The organism is Streptomyces sp. NPDC001002 (assembly GCF_053599215.1).
Map to the genome: position 1 here is coordinate 1 of NZ_JBSFLV010000215.1, position 12,948 is coordinate 12,948.

At 70.8% G+C, this 12,948-nt stretch carries 11 protein-coding genes; 6 read left to right on the plus strand and 5 right to left on the minus strand.

What is annotated here, in order from left to right:
* Window positions 1–240 precede the first annotated feature (240 nt).
* Window positions 241–1,629: a M16 family metallopeptidase gene (locus ACWDR3_RS44740; RefSeq protein ID WP_450358444.1), complete on the minus strand. Its 1,389-nt coding sequence runs from the start codon at window positions 1,627–1,629 to the stop codon at window positions 241–243.
* The gene (locus tag ACWDR3_RS44745) at window positions 1,626–2,981 is read right to left on the minus strand and encodes a M16 family metallopeptidase (protein ID WP_450358445.1); all 1,356 of its coding nucleotides are present in this window, start codon (window positions 2,979–2,981) and stop codon (window positions 1,626–1,628) included. Before ACWDR3_RS44745 ends, ACWDR3_RS44740 begins: the two co-directional genes overlap by 4 nt.
* 304 nt (window positions 2,982–3,285) lie before the next feature.
* Between ACWDR3_RS44745 and ACWDR3_RS44750 the strand changes: the two genes are divergently transcribed.
* On the plus strand, window positions 3,286–5,742 hold the full coding sequence (locus ACWDR3_RS44750; RefSeq protein WP_450358446.1) for a DNA gyrase/topoisomerase IV subunit A: 2,457 nt from the start codon (window positions 3,286–3,288) through the stop codon (window positions 5,740–5,742).
* Between the two features lie 9 nt (window positions 5,743–5,751).
* Here the strand turns inward: ACWDR3_RS44750 and ACWDR3_RS44755 are convergent, their stop codons facing one another.
* A complete protein-coding gene (locus ACWDR3_RS44755; protein ID WP_450358447.1) occupies window positions 5,752–6,873 on the minus strand; it encodes a CobW family GTP-binding protein in 1,122 nt (373 codons plus the stop codon).
* A 323-nt stretch (window positions 6,874–7,196) separates the two neighbouring features.
* Between ACWDR3_RS44755 and ACWDR3_RS44760 the strand changes: the two genes are divergently transcribed.
* The gene (locus ACWDR3_RS44760; protein WP_450358448.1) at window positions 7,197–7,754 is read left to right on the plus strand and encodes a DUF6082 family protein; all 558 of its coding nucleotides are present in this window, start codon (window positions 7,197–7,199) and stop codon (window positions 7,752–7,754) included.
* A 142-nt stretch (window positions 7,755–7,896) separates the two neighbouring features.
* Window positions 7,897–8,133: a hypothetical protein gene (locus ACWDR3_RS44765; protein WP_450358449.1), complete on the plus strand. Its 237-nt coding sequence runs from the start codon at window positions 7,897–7,899 to the stop codon at window positions 8,131–8,133.
* Window positions 8,134–8,348: 215 nt separating this feature from the next.
* Here the strand turns inward: ACWDR3_RS44765 and ACWDR3_RS44770 are convergent, their stop codons facing one another.
* Both ACWDR3_RS44770 and ACWDR3_RS44775 read right to left on the minus strand, forming a co-directional pair.
* Window positions 8,349–9,128 (minus strand): thioesterase II family protein, encoded by a 780-nt coding sequence (locus tag ACWDR3_RS44770; RefSeq protein ID WP_450358450.1) that lies wholly within the window; start codon window positions 9,126–9,128, stop codon window positions 8,349–8,351.
* A complete protein-coding gene (locus ACWDR3_RS44775; RefSeq protein ID WP_450358451.1) occupies window positions 9,125–9,568 on the minus strand; it encodes a type II 3-dehydroquinate dehydratase in 444 nt (147 codons plus the stop codon). The genes ACWDR3_RS44770 and ACWDR3_RS44775 overlap by 4 nt, the downstream gene beginning before the upstream one ends.
* A 181-nt stretch (window positions 9,569–9,749) precedes the next feature.
* Here ACWDR3_RS44775 and ACWDR3_RS44780 point away from each other — a divergent pair, with 181 nt between their 5' ends.
* The 3 genes from ACWDR3_RS44780 (at window position 9,750) to ACWDR3_RS44790 (ending at window position 12,842) form a co-directional block, all read left to right on the plus strand.
* Window positions 9,750–10,916: a DegT/DnrJ/EryC1/StrS family aminotransferase gene (locus ACWDR3_RS44780; protein ID WP_450358452.1), complete on the plus strand. Its 1,167-nt coding sequence runs from the start codon at window positions 9,750–9,752 to the stop codon at window positions 10,914–10,916.
* The gene (locus ACWDR3_RS44785; protein ID WP_450358453.1) at window positions 10,913–12,010 is read left to right on the plus strand and encodes a Gfo/Idh/MocA family protein; all 1,098 of its coding nucleotides are present in this window, start codon (window positions 10,913–10,915) and stop codon (window positions 12,008–12,010) included. The genes ACWDR3_RS44780 and ACWDR3_RS44785 overlap by 4 nt, the downstream gene beginning before the upstream one ends.
* A 115-nt stretch (window positions 12,011–12,125) precedes the next feature.
* Window positions 12,126–12,842 (plus strand): HAD-IA family hydrolase, encoded by a 717-nt coding sequence (locus ACWDR3_RS44790; protein WP_450358454.1) that lies wholly within the window; start codon window positions 12,126–12,128, stop codon window positions 12,840–12,842.
* Window positions 12,843–12,948 lie beyond the last annotated feature (106 nt).

Genomic DNA, 12,948 nt, shown 5'->3' on the forward strand with positions numbered 1-12,948 from the left:
GTCTCCGCGTTGCCGGGCACGGCGGAGAACGCGAGGGAGGCGGCACCGAGGGTGGCGACACCGGCGATCGCGATCCTGTGGCGACGGGTCAGGGCCCAAACGGATCACGGCTTTTGTAGCGCATGCCACAGGGCAGACAGGCAACCTCTCCCTCAATTCGGACATACAGGGGCCCTGGTGACGCTTCCGTCACCAGGGCCCCTTACGCGCGCGTGGCGCTCGCTCCGCCTCCGCCCGGCCCTACTCGGCCGCGACGACGGTGACTTCGCCGATGCCGAGAGCCGCCACGGGCTCCTTGATCTGCGCCGCGTCACCGACCAGGACGGTCACCAGACGGTCCACCGGGAAGGCGCTCACGGCGGCCGCGGTGGCCTCCACGGTGCCGGTCGCGGCGAGCTGCCGGTACAGCGTGGCCTGGTAGTCGTCGGGCAGGTGCTGCTCGACCTGGTCGGCCAGCGTGCTCGCCACGGCCGCCGCGGTCTCGTACTTCAGCGGCGCCACGCCCACCAGGTTCTGCACGGCGACATCGCGCTCGGCGTCGGTCAGACCGCCCTCGGCGAGCGTGCGCAGCACCGTCCACAGGTCCTGCAGCGCCGGGCCGGTGTTCGGGGTGTCGAAGGAGCCGCTGATGGCGAGCATCGCGGCCCCGGTGCCGTCCGGGGCGGACCGCAGGACCTGCCCGAACGCCCGTACGCCGTAGGTGTAGCCCTTCTCCTCGCGCAGGACGCGGTCCAGGCGGGAGGTGAGGGTGCCGCCCAGGCAGTACGTGCCGAGCACCTGCGCGGGCCACACGCGGTCGTGCCGGTCCGGGCCGACGCGGCCGATGAGCAGCTGCGTCTGTACGGCGCCGGGGCGGTCGACGATGATCACGCGCCCAGTGTCGTCGGCGGTCACCGGCGGCACGGGACGCGGCTCGGCCGAGGAGCCGGTCCAGGAGCCGAGGGTGTCGCCGAGCAGCTCGTCCAGGTCGATCCCGGTGAGGTCGCCGACGACCACGGCGGTGGCGGTGGCCGGGCGGACGTGCTTCTCGTAGAAGGCGCGTACGGCCGCCGAGTCGATGTTCTCGACGGTCTCCTGGGTGCCCTGGCGCGGGCGCGACATGCGCGAGGTCGCCGGGAAGAGCTCCTTGGAGAGCTCCTTGGCGGCGCGCCGGGAGGGGTTGGCCAACTCGTGCGGGATCTCGTCGAGGCGGTTGGTGACCAGGCGCTCGATCTCGCTGTCCGCGAACGCCGGCGCCCTGAGGGCGTCGGCCAGCAGACCGAGGGCCTTGGTCAGGCGCGAGGCGGGCACTTCGAGGCTGATCCGGACGCCGGGGTGGTCGGCGTGCGCGTCCAGGGTCGCGCCGCAGCGCTCCAGTTCGGCCGCGAACTCCTCGGCGGAGTGCTTGTCCGTGCCCTCGGAGAAGGCGCGCGCCATGATCGTGCCGACGCCGTCCAGACCGGCCGGCTCGGCCTCCAGGGGCGCCGCGAGGAGGACCTCCACGGCGACGACCTGCTGGCCGGGGCGCTGACAGCGCAGGACCGTCAGGCCGTTGTCGAGCGTCCCGCGCTCGGGGGCCGGGAACGCCCACGGCCTGGCCTCGCCCGCCTGGGGCTGCGGGTGGAATTCCATCGCGGCGAGCTCGGTCACTTGGCCGCCTCCTCGTTCTCGGTGGGCTCGGCGGATTCGGCGTGCTCGGCGGCGACGGGTTCGTAGACGAGCACCGCGCGGTTGTCGGGGCGCAGCCGGGCCTTGGCGATCTCCTGGACCTCCTGCGGAGTCACCTCAAGGACGCGCTGCACGGCGGTCAGGGCCAGCTGCGGGTCGCCGAACAGGACGGCGTACCGGCACAGTTCGTCGGCGCGGCCCGCGACCGTGCCGAGCCGGTCCAGCCACTCGCGCTCCAACTGGGCCTGGGCGCGCTCCATTTCCTCGTCCGTGGGGCCCTCCTCGGCGAACCGGGCGAGCTCCTCGTCGATGGCGGCCTCGATCTCCGGCACCTCGTGCTCGGCGGACGTCTTCACGTCCAGCCAGCCCAGGGAGGGCGCGCCGGCCAGCCGCAGCAGACCGAAGCCGGCCGCGACAGCCGTACGGTCGCGCCGCACAAGGCGGTTGTAGAGGCGGGACGACTCGCCGCCGCCGAGGATGGTCAGCGCGAGGTCGGCCGCGTCGCTCGCGCGCGTGCCGTCCTCGGGCAGCCGGTACGCGGCCATCAGGGCGCGCGCCGGCACCTCCTCCTCGACGACCTCGCGCAACTGCCCGCCCATGACGTCGGGCAGCGCGCCGTCACGCGGGACGGGCTTGCCGTCGTGCGCCGGGATGGACCCGAAGTACCGCTCGATCCAGGCGAGCGTCTGCTCCGGGTCGATGTCGCCGACGACCGACAGAACGGCGTTGTTGGGCGCGTAGTACGTGCGGAAGAACGCGCGCGCGTCCTCCAGCGTGGCCGCGTCCAGGTCGGCCATCGAGCCGATCGGGGTGTGGTGGTAGGGGTGGCCCTCCGGGTAGGCGAGGGCGGTCAGCTTCTCGAACGCCGTGCCGTAGGGGACGTTGTCGTAACGCTGCCTGCGCTCGTTCTTCACCACGTCCCGCTGGTTCTCCATGGACTCCTCGTCCAGGGCGGCGAGCAGGGAGCCCATGCGGTCGGCCTCCAGCCAGAGGGCGAGCTCCAACTGGTGGGTGGGCATGGTCTCGAAGTAGTTCGTGCGCTCGAAGCTGGTGGTGCCGTTGAGCGAACCGCCCGCGCCCTGCACCAGTTCGAAGTGTCCGTTGCCCTTCACCTGCTTCGAGCCCTGGAACATGAGGTGCTCGAAAAGGTGAGCAAGACCCGTGCGCCCCTTGACTTCGTGGCGCGAGCCGACGTCGTACCAGAGGCACACCGCCGCGACCGGGGTCAGGTGGTCCTCCGAGAGCACCACGCGCAGGCCGTTGGCCAGGCGGTGCTCGGTCGCTGTCAGGCCGCCGGTGTCTGCCTGGTCCGTGGCCGTGTGACCCATGGGCATGTACGTCCCTTCGATCGCGAATGCTGCGGTGGGAAACGGGGTTTTCCTGCCGGTCCTGCCACTGTATGCAAGCGTGCGGACGGTCGGCGAAGTTCCCGGTGGACGTACGCCCAGAGCGGATCGCGTAGCCTGCGGGCACGCCGGGCACAAGGGTCGATGTCGGGTCCTCGTCCGGGTTGTCAGTGCCGCGGTCCACAATGGTCGCGTCAGATACCGTTCACGCTTCAGCAAGAGTGAGCCGGAGGGACGCGGCCCGACGTGAGCGACCCGTAGGCGAGCTACCAGAAAAGAGGAGCCGGCAGCGATGGCCCGCCGTAGTACGAAGACCCCGCCGCCCGACGACTCGTACGAGGAGAAGATCCTCGACATCGACGTCGTCGACGAAATGCAGGGCTCCTTCCTCGAGTACGCGTACTCGGTCATCTACTCCCGAGCCCTGCCGGACGCCCGGGACGGTCTCAAGCCGGTGCACCGCCGCATCGTCTACCAGATGAACGAGATGGGACTGCGCCCCGACCGCGGCTATGTGAAGTGCGCGCGCGTGGTCGGCGAGGTCATGGGCAAGCTGCACCCGCACGGCGACGCGTCGATCTACGACGCCCTGGTGCGCATGGCCCAGCCGTTCTCCATGCGTGTGCCGCTCGTCGACGGCCACGGCAACTTCGGCTCGCTCGGCAACGACGACCCGCCGGCCGCCATGCGGTACACGGAGTGCCGGCAGGCCGAGGCAACCAGCCTCATGACGGAGTCGATCGACGAGGACACGGTCGACTTCAGCCCCAACTACGACGGCCAGGAGCGGGAACCGGTCGCCCTGCCGGCCGCCTTCCCGAACCTGCTGGTGAACGGCTCGTCGGGCATCGCCGTCGGCATGGCGACGAACATGCCGCCGCACAACCTCGCCGAGGTCATCTCCGCCGCCCGCCACCTGATCCGCTACCCGAACGCGGATCTGGACACCCTGATGAAGCACGTCCCGGGCCCCGACCTGCCCACCGGCGGCCGCATCGTCGGCCTCGCCGGCATCCGGGACGCGTACGAGACCGGCCGCGGCACCTTCAAGATCCGCGCCACGGTCGAGATCGACACCGTGACCGCCCGCCGCAAGGGCCTCATCGTCACCGAACTGCCCTTCACCGTCGGCCCGGAGAAGGTGATCGCCAAGATCAAGGACCTGGTCGGCGCGAAGAAGATCCAGGGCATCGCCGACGTCAAGGACCTCACCGACCGCGCCCACGGCCTGCGCCTGGTCATCGAGATCAAGAACGGCTTCGTGCCGGAGGCCGTCCTGGAGCAGCTCTACAAGCTGACGCCGATGGAGGAGTCCTTCGGCATCAACAACGTGGCGCTGGTGGACGGTCAGCCCCTCACCCTGGGCCTCAAGGAACTCCTTGAGGTCTACCTCGACCACCGCTTCGAGGTCGTTCGCCGCCGCAGCGAGTTCCGCCGCACCAAGCGCCGCGACCGACTGCACCTGGTGGAAGGCCTGTTGACGGCGCTCGTCGACATCGACGAGGTCATCCGGCTGATCCGCTCCAGCGACAACTCCGCGCAGGCGAAGGAGCGCCTGATGGAGCGCTTCGCCCTGTCGGAGATCCAGACGCAGTACATCCTGGACACCCCGCTGCGCCGCCTCACCCGGTTCGACCGCATCGAGCTGGAGTCGGAGAAGGACCGCCTGATCGCGGAGATCGCGGAGCTGACCCGGATCCTGGACTCGGACACGGAGCTGCGCAAGCTGGTCTCCACCGAACTGGCCGCGGTGGCCAAGAAGTTCGGCACCGAGCGGCGCACGGTCCTGCTGGAGTCCTCGGGCACCCCGGCGGCCACCGTGCCGCTCCAGGTCGCCGACGACCCGTGCCGGGTGCTGCTCTCCTCGACGGGCCTGCTGGCCCGCACGGCGAACGGCGAGCCCTTCCCGGAGGACGCCGACGGCAGACGCGCCAAGCACGACGTGATCATCTCGGCGGTGCCGGCCACCGCGCGCGGGGAGATCGGCGCGGTCACGTCCAGCGGCCGACTGCTGCGGATCAACGTGGTCGACCTGCCCCAGCTCCCGGAGACGGCGGCGGCGCCGAACCTGTCCGGCGGGGCGCTCCTGACGGAGTTCGTCTCCCTGGAGGGCGACGAGACGGTGGTCTGCCTGACCACGCTCGACGAGTCCTCCCCCGGTCTGGCGCTCGGCACCGAGCAGGGCGTGGTCAAGCGCGTGGTCCCCGACTACCCCACGAACAAGGAGGAGTTGGAGGTCATCACGCTCAAGGACGGCGACCGCATCGTCGGCGCGGTCGAGCTGCGCACCGGCGAGGAGGACCTGGTCTTCATCACGGACGACGCCCAACTGCTGCGCTTCCAGGCCGCGCACGTCCGGCCCCAGGGCCGACCGGCGGGTGGCATGGCGGGCATCAAGCTCACGGACGGCGCGAAGGTCATCTCGTTCACGGCCGTCGACCCGGCCGCGGACGCGATCGTCTTCACGGTCGCGGGCTCGCGCGGCACGCTCGACGACTCGGTCCAGACGACGGCCAAGCTGACCCCGTTCGACCAGTACCCGCGCAAGGGCCGCGCCACCGGAGGCGTCCGCTGCCAGCGGTTCCTCAAGGGCGAGGACTGCCTCTCCCTGGCCTGGGCGGGCCCCAACCCGGCCAAGGCGGCCCAGAAGAACGGCACTCCGGCCGACCTCCCCGAGATCGACCCGCGCCGCGACGGCTCGGGCGTGTCCCTCGCGAAGACGGTGGCGGTGGTGGCGGGACCGGTCTGACGGGTCCGGTCAGGACGGGTCCCGGGAGGGCTCTACGAGGTCCTCTCCCGGATCCCGTACGTCCTCCGGATCTTCTACGTCCTCCGGTTCCTGTACGTAGCGCAGGACGCCCCACATACCGTGCTCGTCGGCGGTGTGCGGGGCGTCGCTCGTACAGGCCTCCAACTCCTTGCGCAGGGCGGCCGCGTCGATGCCGGAGCCGATCAGGACGAGCTGGGTGAGGCGTGGTGCGCCGCCCGCGGGCCAGGGCTCGGGGTAGAAGCGCAGGAACGGCCCGACGGCGTGCACGGCGTACCGGTTCAGGGTGTCGTGGGCGCCGAAATCGACGTACCCCTTGATGCGGTAGAGCCCCTCGGGCCGGCTGTCGAGGAAGGCCATCAACCGGCGCGGGTCCATGGGGACTTCGGAGCTGACGGAGAGGGTGTCGTACGCGGTGTGGAGGTGACCGGTGTGGTCGTCCGCGTCGTGTTCGCCGTGCTCCCCGTGCGTGTGCAGGTCGTCGAAGGAGAGCTGCCCGATGCGTTCCTCGCTGGGCCGGCAGTCGAAGAGGAACTCGGGGTCGACGCGGCCGTAGGAGGCGGGGACGACGGCGGCATGGTCCACGAGGGACCGGACGAGCCCGAGGACACGGTCGCCGTCGGGCGCGCGGTCGAGCTTGTTGACCACCACGAGGTCGGCGAGGGCGAGATGCCGGTCGAGTTCGGGGTGCTTCGCGCGCGTGTCGTCGAACTCGGCCGCGTCGACGACCTCGACGAGACCTCCGTACACGATTCCCGGCAGTTCGCTGGCGAGGACCATGCGGACGAGTTCCTGGGGTTCGGCGAGTCCGCTGGCCTCGATGACGATGACGTCGATGCCGGCGGCGGGGCGGGCGAGCCGGTCGAGGTACTGGTCGAGTTCGCTGACGTCGACGGCGCAGCACAGGCAGCCGTTGCCGAGGGAGACGGTGGAGTCGCCGAGTGCGCCGGCCACCGCCATGGCGTCGATCTCGATGGCCCCGAAGTCGTTGACGATCGCGCCGATCCGGCTGCCGCCGCTGCGGTGGAGGAGGTGGTTGAGCAGAGTGGTCTTGCCCGAACCGAGGAAGCCGGCCAGGACGAGGACCGGGATCTGCTGCGGGCTGCGGTTCACCGTCGTACCTCTCTCGCGCCTGTGCGCACGCCGGATCGCGGATGCGGCGCGCGTACGAAGATTGACTGCCGACACAGGATACGAGCCGGAACAATCACTGCGAAGTGAACGATTGTTAGCAGCACTTGCGGGGCAGACGTTGGGGAAGGCGCCGGTTCGTGCGACCCTCGCTTCCCTCCGTGCGCCTCCTCTCCGCCTCCCCCGCCGATCAGAGCCGCTCGGCACTCTGGGAGACGGCAAGCGCCGCCCACCGCTCGCCGGTCCCCATCCGTCGACCCGAAAACCGACGACCGGCGGAACGGCCGCCTGATTCGGGGGTTGACATGATCACACAGAGGAACGTCGTGGGAAGGCTGGGGTTCGCCGCGGCCGGTCTGGTGCTCGCCAGCGCCGGAATCACCCTGGCCGCGGGTCGCCGGCGGCTCGAATCGGAGCGGTTGCAGGTGAAGCGGCTGGCACTGGAGGAACTCGCCGCTCGCCGCAGTGCCCAGGCACACCAGCAGCGCATGCACTGGGAGTTGCTGTCCAGGGCGATCGACGATCCTTCGCTGGCCGCCGTGATCGACACCTACGACTCGAGCATTCCCGCGGGGAAGCGACGGCAGTACCTCTACGCCAATGCCTGGTACATCAACCTCTACCACCTCTACCGTGCCGGGATCATCGACCAGGAGGGGTTCTACGGTCACGCACGCGAGCTGTTCCAGAACCCTCTGATGCGCGAGTACTGGGAAGCCTCCAAGGGGCAGCGCGCGACGCTCAAGAAGCAGTCCGACGAAGCCCGGCTCGGTCGCGTGGTGGACGGTCTCATCAAGGAACTTGACGACGCCGACACGGACGAGTGGTGGGTGGTGGGCGGGGACAGCCCGCCGCCCGACTGATCGCCACAGGGGATCCGGTCAACCCCGTGGGCAGCACAGGCTCGGTTCGGGTGACTTTCGGCGATGCAGGCGCACAGGCACCGGCTGCCCCAGTAGCCTGCTCGCGCCACTGCCCAAATCTTGTGTAAGGACCGGTAACCCCTTGAAGATCGTGCGCCGCATCGGTGTGCCTCCAAGTGCCCGAGGCAGCGCCTCAGGAGCGAACTGCCCCGACCTCTTCGAACTGAGTGACGGCAACTTCGCCATCATCGGCACCGAGGCCACTGAGGCGCTGGAGCGTGAACTGCCGGCAGACGCCTCCCGAGCCGACTACGAACGCATCGTCGTCGTCAGCCGGGAGACCCTGATCCGCGCCAAGGCCGACATCCCCGACGCCTGACCTTCCCTCACGGGCACGTCTCCACCCCAGCTCCGTCCCGTCCCACGCCCCGGCCGCACGCGATCGCGGCCCGAGCCGGGCATCCGTACGGCGAGCAGTCCGGCACCCCGTGACTGCTCGATCTTCCACCGATGAGGCCTGGCGCCAGAACGGCACCAGGCCACACGCGTTTCCTGGGCCATGTCCGGAACCCCGACCGGCGGCCCGCCCGCGCTTCACGTCAGGACGCCACGCAGCACCTCCAGCACCTCGGGCATGTGTTCGTTGAGGTAGAAGTGGCCGCCCGTGAAGGTGTGCAGGGTGAAGTCGGCCGTGGTGTGGTGGGACCAGGACTGGGCCTCGTCCGGGGTGACCTGGGGGTCCGTGTCGCCGGTGAGGACCGTGAGCGGGGTGTTCAGGGGCGGGCGGGGTGGGTGGCGGTAGGTCTCTATCGCCTCGTAGTCGGTGCGGACCGACGGGAGGATCATCGCGCGGAGTTCGGGGTCGTCGAGGAAGGCGGGGTCCACGCCGCCCAGTCGCCTGAGTTCGGCGACGACCCCGTCGTCGGTGCGCAGATGGACCGACTCCGCACGGTGGCGGGAGGGGGCGCGGCGGCCCGAGGCCATCAGGGCCCGGGGCGGGGTGCCCGCCGATTCGAGACGGGCCGTCACCTCGTAGCCGAGGAGGGCGCCCATGCTGTGCCCGAAGACGACCAGGGGGCGGTCCGCCCAGGGGGCCAGCGCGTCGGCCACCAGGTCGGCCAGGTGGTCGAGGCGGGTGATGCCCGGCTCGGCGCGACGGTCCTGGCGGCCTGGGTACTGGATCGCCAGCACGTCCGCCAGCGGGGACAGGGCGCGCGCGAACGGGACGTAGAGCGCGGCCGAACCGCCCGCGTGCGGCAGGCAGACCAGCCGTACGGGGGCGTCGGGGGCCGGCTGGAAGCGCCGTATCCACGGGTCGGTGGCCGCACGGCCGCCCGGCGTCGGGCGGCCGTGCACCGGTGCGGCCGTGTTCACCGGACCTCGGCCGGGGTCAGGGCGAGCAGGGCCCGGGCCGCGAGCCGGTAGCCCGTGGAGCCGAGGCCGGCGATCAGGCCGTCGGCGATCGGGGCGATCACCGAGGCGTGCCGGAAGGATTCCCGCGCCCAGATATTGGAAATGTGCACCTCTATCCAGGGACGCGGGTAACTGGCGAGTGCGTCCCGCAGACTCCAGCCCGCGATCATAAGCGCTCCAGGATTGACAATGGCACCCACCGTGTCATAGCCGTCCTGAATTGCGCGGATGAGTTCCGCCTCCGAATCGTGCTGGATGTTTTTCACCTTCCAGCCGCGGTCGGCGATCTCGTCCGCCACCGCTTCGGCTATGTCGTTGAGGGTCTCCGTGCCGTAGATCTCGGGCTCACGACGCCCGAGAATGCCGAGGTTCGGCCCGTTCAGGAGCAGCAGCTCGCTCATGTCGCCTCCAGGTGACTGCACTACTGAAAAAGCTAGAGCAATGCCGTGCGGGGAGGAATTGAGATTCCCTGTCGAGACCCTTGACAAGGGGGATATAGGGGTCCCCTAGGGGGATGACCCGCTCACTTCGGCCCCGGTAGATTCGGGGCACAGCTTTTGTCTGCGAAGGAGCGAAAGAGAAATGACTCAGAATTCTCGGCCGACCCCTGAATTCCCGGTATGGCCGCAGTTCGGGGACGAGGAGCGCACCGGTCTCATTCGCGCTCTCGAACAGGGCCAGTGGTGGCGGATGGGCGGCAGCGAGGTCGACACCTTCGAGGAGGAGTTCGGCTCCTACCACGGCACCCCGCACGCCCTGGCGGTCACCAACGGCACGCACGCCCTCGAACTCGCCCTGCAGGTCCTGGGCGTGGGCCCCGGCACCGAGGTGATCGTGCCGGCGTTCACCTTCATCTCCTCGTCGCAGGCGGCCCAGCGGCTCGGTGCCGTCGCCGTGCCGGTGGACATCGACCCGGACACCTACAACATCGACCCGGTGGCCGCCGCGAACGCGATCACCCCGCGCACCGCGGCGATCATGCCGGTCCACATGGCCGGCCAGATGTGCGACATGGACGCGCTGGGCAAGCTGTCCGCGGACAGCGGGGTGCCGCTGATCCAGGACGCCGCGCACGCGCACGGCGCGGAGTGGGCGGGCCGGAAGGTCGGCGAGCTGGGCGCGGTCGCCGCGTTCAGCTTCCAGAACGGCAAGCTGATGACGGCGGGCGAGGGCGGTCTCGTCACCTTCGTGGACGCCGAGCAGCGCGAGCAGGCCTTCCTGCGGCACAGCTGCGGCCGGCCGAGCACGGACCGCTACTACTTCCACAAGACCTCGGGCTCCAACTTCCGGCTGAACGAGTTCTCCGCGAGCGTGCTCCGTGCCCAACTGGCCCGGCTCGGCGGCCAGATCGACACCCGGGAGCGCAACTGGCCGGTGCTGTCGGGGCTGTTGGACCGGATCGACGGCGTACAGCCGCAGACCATCGACGAGCGGGTCACCCGCAACCCGCACTACATGGCGATGTTCCGCGTTCCCGGCATGACCGCCGAGCGCCGCAACCAGTTGGTCGACGCGCTGATCGCGCGCGGGCTGCCGGCCTTCGCGGCGTTCCGCGCGATCTACCGTTCGGACGGCTTCTGGGAGACCGGCGCGCCCGAGGAGAGTGTCGAGGCGATCGCCGCCCGCTGCCCGAACACCGAGGCGGTGTACGCCGACGCCGTCTGGCTGCACCACCGCACGCTGCTGGCCGGGGAGCGGGAGATGCACCAGATCGCCGACATCCTCTCCGACACCCTGGCGACGCTGTGACCACGCGCCCGCGCGTGGCCGTCGTGGGGCTCGGCTGGGCGGGGCGGGAGATCTGGCTGTCCCGGCTGGTCGCGCACCCGGCGTACGAGGTGGTGGCGGTGGCCGACCCGTCACCGGCGGCCCGCGAGGCCGCCGCGGCGGCCTGGCCGGACATCCGGGTGCTGGCCGACGTCGCGGACGTGACCACCGACCTGGCGGACCTCGCCGTGGTCGCCGTACCGAATCATCTGCACACTCCGGTGGCCACCGGTCTGCTGCGGCGAGGGGTGCCGGTCTTCCTGGAGAAGCCCGTCTGTCTCTCCTCCGCCGAGGCGGTGCGGCTGGCCGCGGCCGAGCGGGAGGCCGGTGCCGTGCTGCTCGCGGGCAGTGCCGCCCGCTACCGCGCGGACGTCGCCGCGCTGGGTGCCGCCGTGGCGTGCAAGGCCGGGGAGATCCGGCACATCGACGTGTCCTGGGTGCGGGCCAAGGGGGTGCCGGACGCGGGCGGCTGGTTCACCCGCGGCGATCTGTCCGGCGGCGGGGCCCTGGTCGACCTGGGCTGGCATCTGCTGGACACGGTCACCCCGCTGCTGGGCGACGTCGACTACGACCAGGTCGTCGGCTCCGTCTCCGGCGACTTCCTCAACGCGGCCGCGCACGGCACCTCCTGGCGGCACGGGGAGGGCCGGGCCCCGGCCGGCGTCGGGGACGTCGAGGACACCGCGCGGGGCTTCCTGGTCACCTCCACCGGAGTGTCGGTGGCCCTGCGGGCCAGCTGGGCCTCGCACGAGGCCCTCGACACCACCGTGATCCGCGTCGAGGGCAGCGCGGCGGCGATCTCGTTGCGGTGCACCTTCGGTTTCAGCCCCAACCGCGCGGGCGGCTCCGAACTGGTGCTGGTGAGCGCCGGTGACACCGTGCCGGTCCCGTTCGAGGAGGAATCGGTCGGCGCGGAGTACGACCGTCAGCTCGACGCCCTGCCCCGGCTGCTCACCGACCCCGGCTACCAGGGCCGGGCCGTCGCCGAGGCCCGCCGGACCATCGGCGTCATCGAACGGCTCTACGCCTCCGCGCGCCGGGACCGGCCCGCGCCGGCGGTGCCCGCCGCCGTGTGAACCCGCCCGACATCACCAGCTCCGTGCGGCCGGCCGTGGAGTGCCCCGCGGCGCTCCCGGCCCCGCCGCGCACCGACATGCCGTGCACCGACATATCGACGTCAGGGAGATCCCCATGCAGTCCGGTATCGCCTTCGCCCCCGACACGACCGGGGCCGCCGACCCGACCGACGGCCCGTTCAGCCACCCCAAGAGCGTGGTCGTCTTCGATCTCGACGGTGTGATCGTGGACAGTTTCCCGGTCATGCGGGAGGCATTCACGATCGCCTATGCCGAGGTCATCGGCGACGGAAAGGCTCCCTTCGAGGAGTACGAGCGCCATCTCGGCCGATATTTTCCCGACATCATGAAACTCATGGGGCTGCCGCTGGAGATGGAGGAACCCTTCGTCCGGGAGAGCTACCGGCTGGCCGGCCGGGTTCCGCTGTTCGCCGGTGTCACCCCGGTGCTGGAGGAGCTGCGCGAGCGCGGCTTCCGTACCGCCATCGCCACCGGCAAGGCCGGCGCCCGGGCCCGGCACCTGCTGGAGACCCTCGGTGTCCTGCACCACTTCGACCATGTGCTCGGCTCCGACGAGGTGGCCCGGGCCAAGCCCGCGCCGGACATCGTGCTGCGTGCGCTGGAGCTGCTCGGTGCCCGTCCCGAGGAGGCCATGATGGTGGGCGACGCCGTCACCGACATCTCGGCGGCCCGCGCGGCCGGTGTCGACACGGTGGCCGCGCTGTGGGGCGAGTGCGACGCGGCCGAACTCCTCGCCGCCGACCCCGACGCGGCCCTGCAGCGGCCGGACGAACTGCTTGCCCTGTGCCCGACGGTGGCCGAAGTCGCCTGATCCGGCGGCCTCTTCGCCCTCCGCCACCCCCGCGGCCCGGCCGGTGCCTCCCCTCCACCGGCCGGGGTGTAGAAACACCCCCGGGGAGGACGGCGGACACCAAGAT

Bases quoted from the DNA above. Each gene is read 5' to 3' on its own strand.
- ACWDR3_RS44745 (WP_450358445.1), bottom strand. From the start codon at position 2,981: ATGCCCATGGGTCACACGGCCACGGACCAGGCAGACACCGGCGGCCTG.
- ACWDR3_RS44750 (WP_450358446.1), top strand. From the start codon at position 3,286: ATGGCCCGCCGTAGTACGAAGACCCCGCCGCCCGACGACTCGTACGAG.
- ACWDR3_RS44760 (WP_450358448.1), top strand. From the start codon at position 7,197: ATGATCACACAGAGGAACGTCGTGGGAAGGCTGGGGTTCGCCGCGGCC.
- ACWDR3_RS44775 (WP_450358451.1), bottom strand. From the start codon at position 9,568: ATGAGCGAGCTGCTGCTCCTGAACGGGCCGAACCTCGGCATTCTCGGG.
- ACWDR3_RS44780 (WP_450358452.1), top strand. From the start codon at position 9,750: ATGACTCAGAATTCTCGGCCGACCCCTGAATTCCCGGTATGGCCGCAG.
- ACWDR3_RS44790 (WP_450358454.1), top strand. From the start codon at position 12,126: ATGCAGTCCGGTATCGCCTTCGCCCCCGACACGACCGGGGCCGCCGAC.